Origin of the sequence: Bacteroides sp. 43_46 (genome assembly GCF_001915455.1) — a bacterium.
Taxonomy (GTDB): Bacteria; Bacteroidota; Bacteroidia; order Bacteroidales; family Bacteroidaceae; genus Bacteroides; species Bacteroides caccae.
In genome coordinates this window covers 1-18,190 of sequence record NZ_MNQN01000026.1, presented here as the reverse complement: position 1 = coordinate 18,190, position 18,190 = coordinate 1, and the positions used below count along the sequence as shown (strand labels likewise).

12 protein-coding genes and 1 pseudogene are annotated in these 18,190 nt (G+C 41.8%); 2 read left to right on the top strand and 11 right to left on the bottom strand.

Going from position 1 to position 18,190, the window contains the following annotated elements:
• Positions 1-131: 131 nt before the first annotated feature.
• From BHV72_RS02680 to pckA, 3 genes and pseudogenes are all read right to left on the bottom strand, one after another.
• Positions 132-1,067, bottom strand: a complete 936-nt coding sequence (locus BHV72_RS02680; RefSeq protein WP_005675312.1) for a FecR family protein — start codon at positions 1,065-1,067, stop codon at positions 132-134.
• A 91-nt stretch (positions 1,068-1,158) separates the two neighbouring features.
• Complete coding sequence (locus BHV72_RS02675; RefSeq protein WP_005675311.1) at positions 1,159-1,728, bottom strand: RNA polymerase sigma-70 factor; 570 nt, start codon at positions 1,726-1,728, stop codon at positions 1,159-1,161.
• A gap of 148 nt (positions 1,729-1,876) precedes the next feature.
• Positions 1,877-3,440: pseudogene (gene pckA / locus BHV72_RS02670) on the bottom strand (phosphoenolpyruvate carboxykinase (ATP)).
• A 284-nt stretch (positions 3,441-3,724) separates the two neighbouring features.
• Between pckA and upp the strand changes: the two are divergent.
• Positions 3,725-4,378 (top strand): uracil phosphoribosyltransferase, encoded by a 654-nt coding sequence (upp, locus tag BHV72_RS02665; RefSeq protein ID WP_005675306.1) that lies wholly within the window; start codon positions 3,725-3,727, stop codon positions 4,376-4,378.
• Positions 4,379-4,382: 4 nt separating this feature from the next.
• Here the strand turns inward: upp and BHV72_RS02660 are convergent, their stop codons facing one another.
• From BHV72_RS02660 to ahcY, 6 genes are all read right to left on the bottom strand, one after another.
• Positions 4,383-5,258 (bottom strand): helix-turn-helix domain-containing protein, encoded by an 876-nt coding sequence (locus BHV72_RS02660; RefSeq protein WP_286854347.1) that lies wholly within the window; start codon positions 5,256-5,258, stop codon positions 4,383-4,385.
• A gap of 39 nt (positions 5,259-5,297) precedes the next feature.
• Positions 5,298-6,935 carry an efflux MFS transporter permease gene (locus BHV72_RS02655; RefSeq protein WP_005681770.1) on the bottom strand — a complete coding sequence of 546 codons (1,638 nt, stop codon included), beginning with the start codon at positions 6,933-6,935 and terminating at the stop codon, positions 5,298-5,300.
• Positions 6,936-7,000: 65 nt separating this feature from the next.
• A complete protein-coding gene (locus tag BHV72_RS02650; protein WP_005675300.1) occupies positions 7,001-8,092 on the bottom strand; it encodes an HlyD family secretion protein in 1,092 nt (363 codons plus the stop codon).
• 28 nt (positions 8,093-8,120) lie between these two features.
• Positions 8,121-9,452, bottom strand: a complete 1,332-nt coding sequence (locus tag BHV72_RS02645) for a TolC family protein (protein WP_005675299.1) — start codon at positions 9,450-9,452, stop codon at positions 8,121-8,123.
• Positions 9,453-9,796: 344 nt separating this feature from the next.
• A complete protein-coding gene (locus BHV72_RS02640) occupies positions 9,797-12,310 on the bottom strand; it encodes a YfhO family protein (protein WP_122365176.1) in 2,514 nt (837 codons plus the stop codon).
• A 114-nt stretch (positions 12,311-12,424) separates the two neighbouring features.
• Complete coding sequence (gene ahcY, locus BHV72_RS02635; RefSeq protein ID WP_005675296.1) at positions 12,425-13,855, bottom strand: adenosylhomocysteinase; 1,431 nt, start codon at positions 13,853-13,855, stop codon at positions 12,425-12,427.
• A 171-nt stretch (positions 13,856-14,026) separates the two neighbouring features.
• On the opposite strand from ahcY, the gene BHV72_RS02630 reads away from it, so the two are divergent.
• Positions 14,027-15,217: a sensor histidine kinase gene (locus BHV72_RS02630; protein ID WP_005675295.1), complete on the top strand. Its 1,191-nt coding sequence runs from the start codon at positions 14,027-14,029 to the stop codon at positions 15,215-15,217.
• Positions 15,218-15,319: 102 nt separating this feature from the next.
• On the opposite strand, the gene BHV72_RS02625 is transcribed toward BHV72_RS02630, so the two are convergent.
• Together BHV72_RS02625 and BHV72_RS02620 are read right to left on the bottom strand one after the other, a co-directional pair.
• On the bottom strand, positions 15,320-17,008 hold the full coding sequence (locus tag BHV72_RS02625; RefSeq protein WP_005675293.1) for a S41 family peptidase: 1,689 nt from the start codon (positions 17,006-17,008) through the stop codon (positions 15,320-15,322).
• Positions 17,009-17,053: 45 nt separating this feature from the next.
• Positions 17,054-18,043: an adenosine kinase gene (locus BHV72_RS02620; RefSeq protein ID WP_022041365.1), complete on the bottom strand. Its 990-nt coding sequence runs from the start codon at positions 18,041-18,043 to the stop codon at positions 17,054-17,056.
• Between the last annotated feature and the right edge of the window lie 147 nt (positions 18,044-18,190).

The following is an 18,190-nucleotide window of genomic DNA, read 5'->3' as shown; positions in this document are numbered from 1 at the left end:
TATTAAAAGTTTTTTCACTCTCGGGTGAGAAAATTTATCTCACGATCGGCAGGTATTGGTAGTACTTGCCGATTTCGTTTTCAGACTTCTTCTATTTATTTACATAGGCATTCATTTTATAGTTGGACAAATTATTTCAGATAAATCACATTAGCTTCATCATCCCTCCGGAATGAGAAACCGACCTCTCTTTGAAGTACCCGTAATGCGTAATCTACTCCGTCAATCAGCCTGAACTTTCCATTCAGTTTTGGGTTTGCAATTTGTGGATTCTCTTTCACAAAACGGATATCATAATAGATCTCAAATTGTTTCAGAACATCATCAAAAGATAGGTTCTTAAAACAATAAAGCCCGTCACGCCAACGGTAAGTATCCATATCATCAATCTGCTTACGAGTGAGAAGACCGTTTTCCAATACAGCCTTATCTTTGGGATAGAGTGTCATATCTTCATAAGCAGTATGCACCTTCACTTTACCTTCTATCAAAGAAGTTTCAAAAACATCTGTTGTCGCATAAGCGCTTATGTAAAACTTAGTTCCTAATACTTCTACATCACCCTTAGTCGTTTTAACAATAAATGGTTTCTCTTTATTCTTACTCACTTCAAAATAGGCTTCGCCGTCCACTTTTACTATTCTTTGATCGGACACTTTAAAGCTTTGCGGATACTCCATTTTGGTTTTAGCATTCAACCAAACCTTTGTTCCATCAGACAATGTCAAGTGAACACGCTGTCCCTGGGGGACAGTAACTGTATTCATCACTTCGTCTCTAAAAGATTGTTGCAAGAAATATGTAGTCGTAATGATAGTAAGTATCACAATCGCTGCAATACCGGAAAGAGTAGCCACCACTTTATGCCATGGAATATAGAATCGGGGGCGGCTCTTTTCGTAAGACGGATCCCCGTGAAGCAAAATAGCATCAAAAAGTTGACGTTCACGGAAAAACTCGCGACGATGTTCGTCGCATTCATCTATCCAAAGACGAATTTTCTTTTCTTCCTCAAGCGTCGTTTCTTTATTGAAAAAACGAAATAAAAGTTCTCTGTCCAAATTCATCGTCAACTTATATAAAATGACACATTATACCATTGCCTTTTATAGTAAAGCACACAACGAAAAAGAATCCCTAGTTAATAGATGTGAAAAATTAATGATAGATAAGATAAATCAAAAGAGGCAGGAAGTCTTTCAATGTTTTTTTTAAAGATTCTGTCGCCTTATTCATATGGTATTCAACTCCCTTGACGGACATATTCATCTCTGAAGCAATCTCACGATAACTCTTTTCTTCAAAGCGCCGCATAATAAAGACTCTTCTTGTTTTTTCCGGCAATTTACTTAACGCATGCTCCACCAACTGCTTCATTTCTTTAGAAAAAAGTTCCTCCGGGTTGCATGCTTCCAGAGTAGATATCTGTATCGCAAGCTTCCATGCTGCATGCTCTTGTAATTGCTCTGATACAGCCTGATAATACTGACGGTCGCGAAGATAATTCAGGCACTTATTTTTAATTGTAGTAAAAATATAAGCAGGAGGATTCACTCCAAACAAACGGGTCCTGTTTTCCCAGTAATAAGTCATGGCTTCCATCACAATATCCTCAGCCTCCATATAGTTATCCACATAAGTATAAGCGAAACGGACAAAGCGTTCATGATACTCCGTAAATAGTTTATTGAAAGAGACGAGATCAATACTGTTATCGCGCAGGTTCATTTATTTTTCTTTTAGATATTTATAAGGCATAACAAATATATCTTTATTATATCAAATTACAAAATAGAATTCATATTTTTATGAAACTTATGAAACAAAAAGGCGGCTCCTTTCGGAACCGCCTTTCTCAATATATCTAATATATAAATTAGAGTTTCGGACCAGCAGCAACCAAAGCCTTACCAGCTTCGTTACCTGTAAACTTAGCGAAGTTCTTGATAAAACGTCCTGCCAAGTCTTTTGCTTTTTCTTCCCATTTGCAAGCACATTCGTAAGTGTCGCGCGGGTCAAGGATATTCGGATCAACACCCGGAAGTTCTGTCGGAACAACAAAGTCGAAGTAAGGAATAACCTTAGTAGGAGCTTTGTCGATAGAACCGTCAAGGATCGCATCGATAATACCACGAGTATCTTTGATAGAGATACGTTTGCCAGAACCATTCCAACCAGTGTTATTCTGCATATTTAGTCGGGTGCAATGACAAGAAAGCAGCACCGAAGCAAGCAGAGAATGTCGGAGTCGGTTCAGTGATACCACGTTCTGTACCAGCCAATTTAGCTGTAAATCCAGACAGGAAGTAATACTGAGCTTGTTCCGGGTTCAGGATAGATACCGGAGGCAATACACCGAATGCGTCAGCAGACAAGAAGATAACTTGTTTAGCGTGAGGACCTTTAGAAACAGGCTTAACAATGTTTTCGATGTGATAGATAGGATAAGAAACACGAGTGTTTTCTGTTACACTCTTATCAGTGAAGTCGATCTTACCGTTAGCGTCAACTGTTACGTTTTCAAGCAAAGCGTCACGTTTGATAGCGTTATAGATATCCGGTTCGCTGTCTTTATCCAAGTTGATAACCTTAGCATAGCAACCACCTTCATAGTTAAATACACCTTCGTTATCCCAGCCGTGTTCGTCGTCACCGATCAACTTACGTTTCGGGTCAGTAGACAAAGTAGTCTTACCTGTACCTGACAGACCGAAGAAGATAGCAGAGCTAGTTCCTTCCATATCCGTGTTAGCAGAGCAGTGCATAGAAGCGATACCACGAAGCGGGTTCATGTAGTTCATAATAGAGAACATACCTTTCTTCATTTCACCACCGTACCAAGTATTCAGGATAACTTGTTCTTTAGTCTTCAGGTTAAACACTGTAGCAGTTTCAGAGTTCAAGCCCAGTTCTTTATAGTTGTCAACTTTAGCTTTAGAAGCATTGAAACATACGAAATCAGGTTCTCCGTAGTTAGCAAGTTCTTCAGCAGTCGGACGGATGAACATGTTAGTTACGAAGTGAGCCTGCCAAGCTACTTCCATGATGAAACGTACTTTCATACGAGTTGCTTCGTTAGCACCACAGAAAGTATCAACAACGAACAGACGTTTGCCCGACAATTGTTTTACAGCTTTAGCTTTCAAATCAGCCCAAGCTTCTTCAGTACAAGGTTTGTTGTCGTTTTTGTATTCGTCAGAAGTCCACCATACAGAATCAGCAGAAGCTTCATTCTTAACGAAGAATTTATCTTTAGGAGAACGACCGGTATAGATACCTGTCATTACATCATTAACAGCACCTAATTCAGTTACTTGACCTTTTTCAAAGCCTTCCAGACTCGGTTTTGTTTCTTCAGCGAACAAAACATCATAAGACGGGTTGTGCAAAATCTCGGTCACACCTGTGATACCGTACTTGCTTAAATCTAAATTTGCCATTTTCTTTGAATTAATTAAATTGGTATTTTGTTTTATTATCTCTTCACCTTTTGACTAAGAAGGGGATTGAGGAACGCCCCCTTGTAAATCCGGGTACAAAAGTAACACTTTCTTTGGAAAGCAAGAAGGGATTAGAGAAATTTTTCCCTAATTGAATCTCTTTTATAAATTCCTAACAATATCTGCAAACTGAATATTGCAATTTGAAAGATTATCATTTACTTTGCAAGTCAGTATGCTATCAATACTATGAAAATGAGATTAAATTATGATTAAACTATAATATGAAAGTAATTGATTTTAGCAAAACAAATTCGATTCTAAACCAGTACATATCCGAGATCAGAAATGTAGAAGTTCAGAACGACCGCCTTCGCTTCCGCCGTAACATTGAACGTATCGGAGAAATCATGGCGTATGAAATGAGTAAGGAGTTTACATATTCGGTAAAAAACATCCGGACACCACTGGGAGTTGCTCCGGTAAGTACACCGGACAACAATTTAGTTATCAGCACTATCTTACGTGCAGGCCTACCCTTCCATCAGGGCTTCTTGAGTTATTTCGATGGTGCGGAGAATGCGTTTGTTTCCGCATACCGTAAGTATAAGGATACGCTAAAATTTGATATACATATAGAATATATCGCTTCTCCCCGTATTGACGACAAAACGCTGATCATCACCGACCCTATGTTGGCAACAGGCGGCAGTATGGAACTGAGCTATCAGGCAATGCTGACCAAAGGTCACCCTGCCGAAATCCACGTTGCTTCCATCATCGCCAGCCAGAAGGCTATCGATCATATTATAAATGTATTCCCCGAAGATAAGACAACGATCTGGTGTGCTGCTATCGACCCCGAAATCAATGAACACTCCTATATCGTTCCGGGGCTGGGCGACGCAGGCGATCTTGCCTACGGAGAAAAAGAATAAATCTTTAAAGACTCTTTCGATATTGCTGCGGCGACATCCCCACTTGCTTCTTAAAGAATGTACCGAAATAAGAAGCATTGGGGAAGCCGAAAGCATTCGAGATTTCCTGAATGTCCTGCTGAGTATTCTTCAGCAACGAGATACTTTTACGGATAATCGCCTTGAATACAAGTTCCTGTACTGTATACCCGCATATACTTTTTGAAACCGCAGAAAGATATTTAGGAGACAAACAGAGTTTATCCGCATAAAATTCCACTCCCCGCTCCTGCATATAATATTTCTCAATTAACTGGATTAAACGGATGAAGACTTCATTTTTCCGTCCTCCCGCTTCTTCTCCATCATTCACTAATTTACGATTATACATGGAACAAATCCTGTATGTTAATGCAAGTAGAAGCAGTTTTTGTTCGTAAAGTTTAAATGGATTTTCTTCTACCTCCACAGCACTGTCGAGCAGAGACATATATTTCGTGATTTCTTCTTCTTCACCGGTGGTCCACACACAACTAGGCTCATCAGGAGTAATCCGCGAATACATATACATAGTCACAACCGCATTGCCCATAATATCCCGTATGGGCTCTATCTGATAGATCAGAATCTGTACTTCCATATCTTCTGATTCCTGAAGAACCTGAAACGCACCTTCTTCGGGAATAAACAGGCTTTCGCCCGCCTTAGCAGAACAGACCTTCTGATTCAAAGAAAACTGGAAACTCCCCCGGTGACAAATAATCACCCCCAATCCTTTCATGTGGAACAGTTTTTTTAAAGAAGACGGAAAAGTCACAAGTACACCTTTCGAACTACATATATTTTTCCCGCTCAACAAGTCGCGGTCAAATTGCAATAAACGATCTTGCTGTGTATCCATAATACCAATACATTATATAAATCATTATCAAAAACGACGCTAAGTTAGCAATTTTCGTTTAGGATAAGGAACAACAAGCACAAATATCATACAAATTAACCCGCCATAGATCGTCCAGCCTGCCATTTCTTTGAGGGCGGAAAGCGTGGCTTGCACCTGAATCCGTCCCTTAGTAGATATAGCTGCCATATTACGGGCTTCCGTCTCACTTTTCCCTTGATACTTCATCCCCTGCACCGTACCAAGAAAAGAAGTAGAAGCATCCGGATTTAGCAAATCTACATTTTGCGCATAACGGGTGATGTAATGTTGCTGCCGTTCCTGCAGCACATTCGAATAAATAGCTCCTCCAATACCGGGTCCCAGCACCATACGCACGGTGAGCATGATGCAAATCCAGGTAGAAAGGTATTTGAAAGGCATACGCTGATTAGCATAAGCTGCCGTCAGGGCATACAAAATCATCATACCAATAGCACGGATAATGACTGCATACTTCAAACGTTCATACATCCCTGCTGTCTGTACTTCAAAATACATGAACACAGCCGATAAGGACAGAAAGAAAAATCCAAGAGCAAAAAGATATTTGAAATGCAATCCTTTGCTCCCCAACGCCATAGCAATCACTGCACCAATAGTATACCCCACCATGCACCAATTGCCCAACGAAGCATTCTGCAAATTATCAAGATGCATCCCTACACCTGCGAATACATTAACAAACATGGCACTGGAATTGATGATCATCAGCAGCAGATAAAGCAAAGCGCCCATACGGATGGTGCGTAGTTTGAATGCATCCAACAAGACATAAGGCGACCGGCGGGTGACATCCATATAGAGAAAGATCCCGGCAAAAAGTATGCTGACAGCAGTTGCCCAACGGATAGACTCATCATCGTACCAATCGAGCACTTTACCGTAAACCAGTACATAAGTGAGACACGTCAGCGAAACACAGAAGGCAGTGACATTACCGAACTTACGGAAGTTGATAGGAAAGCGCCCAGGGAATTTGTAATTGGGCATAGTGATAAATATGATTAAGATAGAAACCAGTAGAATCCCCATCATAAAATAATACACATACTTCCACTCATATTCAAAGGACAGCCAGGCCGTGAGTGCCGTACCCGACTGTCCCAGAATCATAAAAAACAGATAAACCGCCGGCTGGCTCACACATCTTTCAATATCCAGTTTGTTCCAACCGGCTGCGTCTTTCGGTTCCAGCCCCGGAGTGATATTACGGGTAGCTTCCATGCCTCCGGCATACCAAATAAGGGTAAACAGATTGACCATCATCAACACCATACGCAGAAAGCCTGTCAACAGACTACAAAGTGCTAACAGGAATACGCTATCGGTCTTGGCACAAATATAACTGAATATATACATCAATGCGAATCCGACAATGCACATCATCTTCTCCCGGCGCACACACACCAGTTCGTACAAGAATGGAGCAAAAGCCGCCATACCGATCGAAGTCACAAAGTTAGCAAACTGAATATGTTCGGAAATAATGCCAAGACCGCTCATCATCTCGGTACTATTCACCGAATAAACCCCGCCTACCGTAAGAATCGGCAGGAAAAAGAATAATAGGATGATAATCCCCAATGGCTTGGGCATCCAGTTATAAAAAGGATAGTTTTTAGGATATGAGGGCATTTGTGTAAATCCAAATTACTGTTTACAAATAGTTAATCACACTTCACGGACAAGGCAGAATGAAACTAAAGCCGGGCTTTAACCACGACCATCATACCAGCTGCCAGTCGTTCGTTATCTTCTTTGGATAAATTAGTAAAATCAATACGTACAGGGATACGCTGTTGTATCTTTACAAAGTTTCCGGCCGAATTATCTGTCGGGACTAATGAGTATTTAGAACCTGTGGCCCCTGAAATAGATGTTACCTTCCCCGTAAACTCTTTATCACTAATAGCGTCTACCGTAACAGATACTTCCTGTCCGATATGCAGATTCTCAATTTGCGTTTCCTTATAATTGGCTACAATCCATTTTTGAGTATTAGGAAGAATATAAGTAATCGTCTGTCCAGCGGAAATGAATTGTCCTTCCTCCAACGAACGACGACCGAGCTTTCCATCACAGGGAGCTACCACAACCGTATAAGACAGATTCAGGCGTGCCATTTCAAGTGCCGCCGTTGCCCGTTGAATAGCAGCTTCGGTACTCACACGACGATAAGACACCTCATCCACACCGGAAAGGGCAGCTTTCTTCTGTCTTTCCACAGCTTCCAGCTTCTTACGCGTAGCCTCATAATCCGTAATAATCTGTTCAAGCTGGATAGGAGTCGCTGCATTTCGTTTCACCAGATTTTCATATCGTTTCCGGTCTTTCTCCAGTTTAGCCAGGCGCACTTCGATTTCAGCAATAGAGGCATCATAGACGGATGCAGTGGTCTGTGTAGTATTCAACGTGGCATTAATTATTGTGGCACCGGCTTGCGCATCCTTCAGTGCGGCTTCGGCTTCCATTACCCGGATTTTATATTCACGATCGTCGAGCACCATCAGAGTATCCCCTTTATGTACCTCCTGATGTTCGGTAAAGTAAATCTTATCAATATATCCCGAAGCACGCAGGTTGATAGGCGATACATATTGCTCGATCTGGGCATCGTTGCTGGTTTCCGTCTGGCTATAATTCAAAAAGAGACAAACCACTTCAATTACTCCCCAGACAATAATAGCCACTCCTAAAAGGCTGACTGCAATCTGCCAACGACGAAGTTTCTTCATTTTCTTCGCTTTCTCCTGATGAGTAGCGGAAGGAATATTATTTTCCATTGTTTCCATATTTTATGATTCGATTGTTAGTTGCGTATTATTTGACTAATGATTCTATCTGCCCGGTCAGTTTGAGGAGCATCAGATTGGTGACCCGATAATTATAATGTGCATTGATATAATTGTTCTGCGCTTCACTCATCTGCATTTCGTCTTGCAGCACCTCAGTCATTGAAGCGATCCCTTCGCGATAACGGTCGGAAGTAACGGCATAGACATCTTCCGCCAACAGATAGTTATCTTTCTGTTTTTTAAAATTACGCTGGTTATTCATCAGGTCGTTCACCGCATTCAAATATTGGGTTTGCAGATTTTTCCGGGTGTCCTCCCATGCCAGCTTGCGATTCTCAATGTCGATCATCGCTTTCCTTATCTTATAGGTTTTATCCAGTCCATCAAAAATAGGAATGCGCAAAGTCAGCCCCAGTCCATACGAACGAAACCAATGATTGGACGGACCGGAATGGAACCAATGATAACCTTTATCTGTGTAGGCAGCATATCTCCAGTTCCCTGTCAAACTAAGAGAAGGGATATAGCCATTAGTAATCATCCGTTTTTGCCGTTCAGCCAGTTCCAACTGCGATTGCGTGAGTTGCAGTTCGTAGAGGTTCTCCGACAAACCGGTTAAAGCGACTGTAGTAATGCTATCAGTATTAACCGGTGTCAGGGCTATTTCTTTTTCAGCCGGATAATCCATAATGTACTTCAACATATTAAGTTGCTGCTTCATCATTGCCTGTGCATTGTCATATTGCACTTTCAGGTTCTCCAAATTGATATTTACTCTTTTCAGGTCGACTTCCATAGACATACCATTATCAAAGAAAGCCCGGGTTATATCCCGCAACTCTTCCAGACGGGTGATATTCGCCTTTATCAACACTATTTGCTCGGCTGTTACTTGCCCCAGATAGTACATCTTGCTGATTTGAAGAATAATGTCCTCCCTCGCCTTACCATAAGACAAGCGGCTGATCTCCTCCACAACTTTAGCAATAGACATAGAAGTATAAAGAGTCTGGTTGAAAAGCGGCATTTGCATTTCCAGGCCTGCATTAGCAGAATGTTGCAATGTTTGAGTAATATTATAGGGAACGCCGTAAGATGAACCGTCCGTCACAGATACCGGAGGATCAAAATTATTACTATAACCGGCGACAGCACTAATCTGCGGCAACAATCTTGCCCGATTTTCAGATACACCATATTTGCTTTTCTGTATTTCTCTACGCTTGCTCTCCAACGACAAGTTGTTATCAATACCTATCCGAAGGCAATCTTCCAATGTCAAGGTTTCTACTCCTTGCGCTCTCCCGTTTACAACGAGCAAAATAAAAAAGGTAAAAATGAACAGTAGTCTTTTCATAATATATGCTCTATAATCGGCTACAAATTTAGTGGGTTAGGACAAATGAAAGCTACCCATAAACCGACTCTTTATATTCATATTTTCCTTTTTCAACAGAACTTTTGATAGACAAAACTCCGTACTTAGTCGATTTTATTTTCATCTATCCCAGTATCTGCTTAGTTTTGAGGTATTAAAACAAATAAAGAATGATTAATCAGCATATTCAAACAACCAAATAGCGTTTGTTTTTCATAATTTTTTAGTGAATGCAAAACGGCTCTCTTCCTCCCGAAGAGAGCCGTTCTTATCTAATAACCTTATCTATTCTATGCAATAAGGTAAGCATTACATCATTTCATTCAAGATTTCTTAGAGATTCTGCTTCTACTCATCCATACCAGAATCATCACTCCAATCAACAGCAAAGCCAATGCTGCGTAAGCAATACTTTCCGTCACATGTATGCTCTGCGGATCAAACCACATCTCAATCGTATGTTCACCGGCCGGAATATTCATTACACGCAACACATAGTCCGCCCGGGCAATATCCACCGGCTGACCGTCAATCGTTGCCTGCCATCCCGGATAATATATTTCAGAGAAAACAACTACACCGTCTTTAGCGGAAGAAGTCTTATAAACCAAACGATTCGGCTCATAGCTCGTCAAACGAATGGCAGACAGAGAGTCCTTATATCCTTCCGTCACACCCTTCAGTTTTTCCTTAAACTTCGCATCTACTACAGCGATTTCCGTAGGAAGAATATCATTCAAAGCATCAATTTCCTCATTTGCATTATTCACATACTGCACCTTATCCACAAACCAGGCATTACCGTATGCATACGGATTTTCCACAGGAACAGGCTGCCCCTGTTGTCCGGCAGGGAAGATAAAATATTTCGTGTTCAGCATATTCAGCACACGAAATTTAGAAGCATCCACGCTGTCCATTTTGCCACCGGCAGCAGCGACTTCCTGATAGGTCGCCTGCATTTCCGGAGTAATATGATGATCGATCATTTCCTGATAACGGCGCAACTTGGCGGCATGATAACCACCGACACTCTTATGCCAGTACGCTGTATTATTCTCATTAAATGTATTGCCGGGGAAACCTACAAAGTTCAATACCCGATAATATAAGGTCGTATCTTGAAGAATAATTTCATCCGCCTGCGTCTTGACGAATGCTTCCGCTTGTTTGGACTTCGGAACAAACAGATCATCATACAAATAGCGTTTGTTGACACTCCACATATCTATCAGACACAGAAGTACAATACCTCCTAAGGTGAATGAGGCTTTCAACTTCTTCTGTTGATATAAGAATAAAAGCAGGCAACCTATAACGATGATAAAAAAGCTACGCCATGCATCCGAAGTTAGTATCGCCTCACGCATATCTTTCAGGCTGGTCATGACAGGAACAAGATGTTCCGCCGGAAGCCCTTGCTTCAAAGCAGCCATTTCCTGTCCTGAACTGAAGTTGGAGAAGAAAACTCCCGGAGCAACAGCCAGAATCAACGCAACACCGGCTGTAAGCACCAACGTGACAATTACTCCTGTACGGTTCTCTTTCAGCTTCAGGATATCCGGTTTGCTCAGAATCTCTTTCAAAGCAAAAATCGCCAACAACGGAATTGTAAATTCGGCTATTACAAGAATGGAGGATACCGCACGGAATTTATTATACATCGGAATATAATCGATGAAGAAATCAGTCAGCCCCATGAAGTTCTTTCCCCACGAAAGAAGGATAGAAAAAATGGTGGCTCCCAACAGTGCCCATTTGAGCGGGCCTTTAACAATAAAACATCCCAAAATAAACAGGAACACAACAAACGCTCCGACATATACCGGCCCGGCAGTCCACGGCTGATCGCCAAAATAGGGCGTCAACTGCGAATAAAGGTTTCCGTACATCGGGTTTGCTTTTGCCATAGCAGTTTCATTCTGTGACAAAGTAGTAGAACAGCCCCCTCCCTTAACGTTGGGCACTAATAGAGTCAGTGTTTCACCTATGCCATAGCTCCAATTTGTAATATAATCGCGGTCCAGTCCGCTACTGGTCTGGTTGGCAGCAGGGCCTTCCTGTTTCAGTTCGCTCTTACCGCGCATGGTCTCCTTACTATACTCGTAAGTATGGTACAAGTTGGAGATATTTACGCAAACTCCTACCACAGCAGCTAATGCAAGAATAGCGCTAGCCTTAAAGAAATGCGGCAATTCCTTCTTTTCATAAGCATCAACAAAATAAGCTATTATAAAGAACAGGATCACAAACATGAAGTAATAACTCATCTGAATGTGATTCGACTGAATCTGAAGAGCAATAAACAAGGCTGTAATAACCCCTCCTAACAAATATTTCTTCCGATAAGCCAATACGACACCGGCAATCGTAGGCGGAATATAAGCCAATGTAACAAACTTCCAGATATGCCCCGCCGGTATCAGAATAAAGAAATAGGAAGAGAATGCCCATATAATCCCCCCTAGTCCTGCCAGCCATGCTGATAATCCGAATGCTCGCAGAAGGATATAAAAGCCCAGCATCATAATGAAAGTCAGTACGACATAGCCGGGAAGGTATAACTGATACACCTTTTCCACCCACTTCAAAGTCTTTGTTGAATCGTAGCTCGGAGACATCTGATAGGTAGGCATACCGCCAAAAATAGAGTTTGTCCAGCGTGTACGTTCTCCGGTACGTTCGAGATATTCCTTGGATTCTTGCCCTGCACCAACTCCGGCCACCGAATCGTGCTGAAACAGAATACGACCTTCGATATCAGCCGGAAAGAAATAAGCAAAAGAAAGAATGATAAAAGCCAGAATGGCAATTAAGTCTGGAAGGATTTTCTTCATAATATATTGATAGTTGATAAATGATAATTGATAGTTGAGAATGATAACTGACTTGTTGCATTCAGCCCCCAAGCCAACAACTATCATTTATCAACTATCAATTATCAACTGAATTTAGTATCTATAATGATCCGCCTTGTAAGGGCCGTCTACCGATACACCGATATAAGCAGCCTGTTCAGGAGTCAGCTTAGTCAGTTTCACCCCGATTTTTTCAAGATGCAGACGGGCTACTTCCTCATCCAGATGTTTCGGCAAACGATATACATTTATATCATATTTTTTATTGAACAGTTCGATCTGAGCCAATGTCTGATTAGTAAACGAGTTACTCATCACGAATGACGGATGTCCTGTCGCACACCCCAGATTTACCAGACGGCCGTCGGCAAGCAGTATAATGCTATGGCCATCCGGGAAATAATAACGGTCTACCTGCGGTTTTATATTCACGCATTTGATACCCGCATAATGTTTCAACGCATCCACCTGAATTTCATTGTCGAAGTGACCGATATTACATACGATAGCCTGGTCTTTCATCTTCTCCATGTGGTCAATACGGATAATATCGATATTGCCAGTAGTAGTCACGAAAATATTGCCTTCAGTGCACGCATCCTCCATTGTCACTACTTCAAAGCCTTCCATTGCCGCTTGCAATGCACAGATCGGGTCTACTTCCGTCACAAGCACACGTGCCCCGTAAGAGCGCATGGAATGTGAACATCCTTTACCGACATCACCATAGCCACACACAACTACTACCTTACCGGCAATCATCACATCCGTTGCACGCTTGATACCGTCAGCTAATGATTCACGACATCCGTACAGATTATCGAATTTGGACTTCGTTACCGAATCGTTCACATTGAATGCCGGGAATAACAGTTTGCCTTCTTCCTGCATCTGGTACAGACGGTGTACACCTGTGGTTGTCTCTTCAGATACGCCACGAACTTCTTCCGCTACGCGATGCCAACGGGTAGCATCTTCCGCCAACACTTTCTTCAAGATAGCATTCAGCTCTATTTCATCTTCTGCGTGCACTTCCTTATCCAGCACGGCAGCATTGTTTTCAGCATCATAACCAACGTGAATCATCATGGTTGCATCACCACCATCATCTACAATCACATTCGGTCCTTTACCACCGGGGAAACTCAAAGCCTGCAACGTACACCACCAGTAGTCGGCAAGCGTTTCACCCTTCCATGCAAACACAGGCACCCCCGAAGCAGCGATCGCTGCCGCAGCATGGTCTTGTGTCGAATATATATTACAAGAACACCAACGTACTTCAGCACCTAAAGCAACCAATGTTTCAATCAGAACGGCTGTCTGAATGGTCATGTGCAACGATCCCATAATACGGGCACCTTTCAACGGTTTGGATTCTCCATACTTTTCGCGAAGAGCCATGAGGCCGGGCATTTCTTTTTCTGCCAAATCGATTTCCTTGCGTCCGAAGTCAGCAAGCGTAATATCTGCCACCTTGTAGGGCAGAGTAGAGAATAATTCTGTAGACATATTGTAAATCATTTATAAATAAGTGGTGCAAAGATAGAACATTCTGATTAGTAGGGCAAAAGCTATCCTCCTTTTTTATATTATAATAACTAGGAAGCCTGGCACGTTTGTCGGATTATTGTCTTATATTTGCAGTATTAATGCACTTTATACAACATTGATAACAGATTTATTGAACCTTCTATGCAAAACAACGAGAACAAGACAAAAGAAGAGCTGATTAAAATTATAGAACAATTAGAGAAGAAAGTCGAAGATCTTTCTTCTATGCAGTCATACCCCGTACAAGAACGTTTCCGTGAAAAATACAGTACCCGTATTCTGGACGCCCTGCCCGATATGTTGACAGTTTTCGACCACGATGCAAACATTATTGAACTCGCCTCCTCTCCGTCGACCAATCATGTGGAAGGTATCAATGCCGATAATATCACCCATTCTAACGTAAAAGACATACTCCCGCCGGAAGCCTACGAAAGCGTACGCCAAAATATGGACAGGGTAATCCTTACAGGAGAAAGCTCAACATCCCGACATGATCTGATGCTGGACGGTATCTTACACCATTACGAAAATCGTATTTTCCCTCTGGATAACGAATACCTGCTATGTATGTGTCGCGATATATCCGAACAATGGAATGCGGAACAAACCAACAAGAAACAACAAAAAGAGCTGGAGGCCGCCAGAATCAAAGCCGAAGAATCGGACCGCCTGAAATCTGCTTTTCTTGCCAACATGAGTCATGAGATCCGTACCCCCCTGAACGCCATCGTCGGATTTTCCAAATTAGTCATCGACGCTGAATGCACAAACGAGAAGGAACAGTATGCTGAAATCATCGAGAGAAATTCGGAAATATTACTGAATCTGTTCAATGATATTCTGGATTTGTCATCACTCGAAGCCGATTCATTGAGTTTCAATATCCGCCCTATCAAATTAATAGATATCTGCCTGCAACTGGAACAGCAATTCTGTTATAAAGTCAAAAACGGTACTAAACTGATTCTGGACGATGTAGATACCGAGCTTTATGTATCCGGAGACTGGAACCGTATCATACAGATTATAAGTAACTTGCTTAGTAATGCTGCCAAATTCACCCCAAAAGGAGAAATTCATTTCGGCTATCGGGAGAAGGAAGATTTCGTGGAATTTTATGTCAAAGATAGTGGTATCGGTATCCCGGCAGAAAGAGTAGCTACTATCTTCCAACGATTCGGTAAAATAAACGACTTTGTACAAGGTACCGGACTCGGATTAACTCTTTGCAGAATGCTAGTAGAGAAAATGGGAGGACGTATATGGCTGCGTTCCCAAGAAGGAAAAGGAAGCAGATTCTACTTCACCCTGCCTCTGATTCGTCAATAAGAACAACCGAATAAAAATAGCCGGATTATCAGAAACAAAAAAAACGACGAGTATTTGCATTTACCATACACCCCGTCGTTTATTTATTATCACACGTATACCCTATTTCTTGGCAACCGGCGCACTTAGCATTTCCTTGTATTTCGCCGGATCATTCAGAATCTTCACAGCTTCCTTCAAGCCGTCATCATCCTTCAACTGCTGAATGATATTACCACGCTGATAATAATAGCGCTTTATAATTTCAGAAGCTATCATCTTCTTTATATCACCGGAGAAATAATCTAAATCGCGCTCAAGGTCATGGTTCAACTTCTTCTCGAGTGCCTTGAACTCTTCCGAAGCACCCTCCATATAACCTTCAAATTCGGCAGCCTCCTTCAAAGTTTTCAGAATTTTCTCACTTTGCTGGTCATATTTGAAATCAGCCTTCTTCACCAATGTCTTAAAGTCATTATAATCAGCGTCCGTAACCTCGAACTTTTCAGGCTCTACGATAGTAGGATGTTTCAGGCAGTACTGAGTTGCATAATCGAATATCAGATTATCCCGAACCAAATAAAACAGGATATTCGGCAACTTTTCCTGTTTGATAGCAACATCCGGCATCACCCCGCCTCCGTCGCGCACTTCACGTCCGGCAGCCGTATAGAACACTTTCGTCAAACTATCAGGAATAGTACCTACACTTCCGTCTTCATTCCGGTGTTTATAGTCAATAGCTTGCACACAGCGTCCGCTTGGAATATAATATTTGGAAGTAGTCACTTTCATCGTTCCTCCATAAGGCAGAGAACGGGGCACCTGTACCAGTCCTTTGCCAAAAGTACGACTGCCGACAACTACAGCACGGTCAAGGTCCTGCAAAGAACCCGACAGAATCTCAGAAGCAGAAGCTGTGCCACTATTTACCAATACAGCAATCGGAATATCCAAATCCAACGGTTCACGTAAAGTCTTATAAGTATTGCTCGCCTGCTTAATTTTACCTTTTGTTGTTACAATCACTTTTCCACGTGGCAAGAAATAGTTAGCAATTTCCACCGCCTCATCCAACAAGCCGCCGCCATTCCCGCGAAGGTCAATTACCAACGAAGTAGCCCCTTGTTTCTTTAAATCCAGAAACGCCTTCTTAAACTCCTTAGAAGGATTACCGGAAAAAGTACTCAAATTAATATATCCTACCTGATTATCCAGCACAGCAGCATAAGGAATCGCCGGATTTTGAATAGATTCACGTACAATCGTAAATTCCATCGGTGTATTCCCTCCCTTCGCATTGGGACGGTTCACTTTCAATTTAAAGCTGGTTCCAGCCTGTCCGCGCAACATCTGGCTGACTTCCGCATTGTTCTTACCCGCAAGATCCTTGCCATCGATTTCCATTAGAATATCTCCGGCTTTCAATCCGGCTTTCGCGGCAGGTGTACCTTCGAAAGGTTCGGAAATCATCGAACGTTTGAGCTTTGTATTATAAGCAATGTAAGAACCGATACCACCGAATGAGCCTTTAATCATCTGTTCCAGTTCACTCTGGTCTTCTTCCGGAAAATACTCCGTATAAGGATCCAGCGTGAAAAGCATATTGTCAATCCCTTCCCGAATGGTCTTGTTCGGGTCAATTGTATCTACATAGAACATATCCAGCTCTTTCACAATCGCATTGAATATATCCAAATTCTTGGCAATCTGGAAATTGCGGTCGTCTCCACTCTTGAAACTAAAGAAAGCTACCGTAGCTATCACGGCTACTACAACAATAGCTATCCGCCCACTCAGCAATTTTTTCATACTTCTTTCAATATAAATGAGTTGTAAAAGTAACTCAATCCCTGGTTATTCCGCCAGAATCCTGTTAATATTTAACTTAATTTCATCCCAACGTTCTTGCGGCATGGATGTTCCGATTACCTGAATAACATTTCCCGATAGAATAGAACCTATTTTAGCACACTTCTCCAACGAATATCCACATGTCAATCCATATAGAAAACCGGAAGCAAAATAGTCCCCCGCACCGGTAGTATCCACGACCTTCTCTACCGGGATAGCAGAAACCTTAATTTCTTCCGTTCCTTTACGAATATAAGAACCTTCCGCACCAACTTTTACGATAGCAATACTGCATTTTTTGGCAATCACTCCTAAAGCCTCTTTCGGCTCCTTACCCGTGAAAGCCTTCGCTTCTTCTTCGTTCGCAAAGACAATGTCCACGTATTTATTTATTAATAAGGAGAAAAACTCCATATCACTAGCTACAATATTATAACTTGCCATATCGAGACAAATCTGCAATCCTGCTTCTTTTGCCAGTTCAATGGCATGAAGAATCATTTCATGGTCTTGTACCAGATAACCTTCTATAAATAAGTAAGCATACCCTTTAAACATATCAAGAGTCAGTTCTTCTGCCCTTAAAGAAGCAGCCGCTCCCAAATAAGTACCAAAAGTACGTTCTCCATCCGGTGAAATAAAAGTAGATGCAACACCGGAAGGAAGTTGTTCCGAAATCAATAATTTATCCTCAATATCATTTTTCTGAAGATTATTACGAAAAAAATCCCCAAAATGATCATTTCCTATTTTTCCTATAAATCCTGTTCCGGCACCAAGACAAGCCAGCCCAAGTATGGCATTTCCTGCCGATCCACCCGTTGCCTGGTGGGTTTTCATTTGTGAAAATCTCGTGTTAATCTGCTGTAACTTAGCGTCATCAATCAGTTGCATGCTTCCTTTGGGTAATCCCATTTCCTCCAGGAGCGTATCATCCTCTAGGGTTGCAAGTACGTCTACCAGGGCGTTGCCCAATCCTATTATTTTGTCCATTTCAAATATTTTTTTTGCAAAGATATTGCATATTTCAAAAAAACCTACTACTTTTGCATCGCAATTGAGAAAAACATTCTTCCTTAGCTCAGTCGGTTAGAGCATCTGACTGTTAATCAGAGGGTCCTTGGTTCAAGTCCAAGAGGA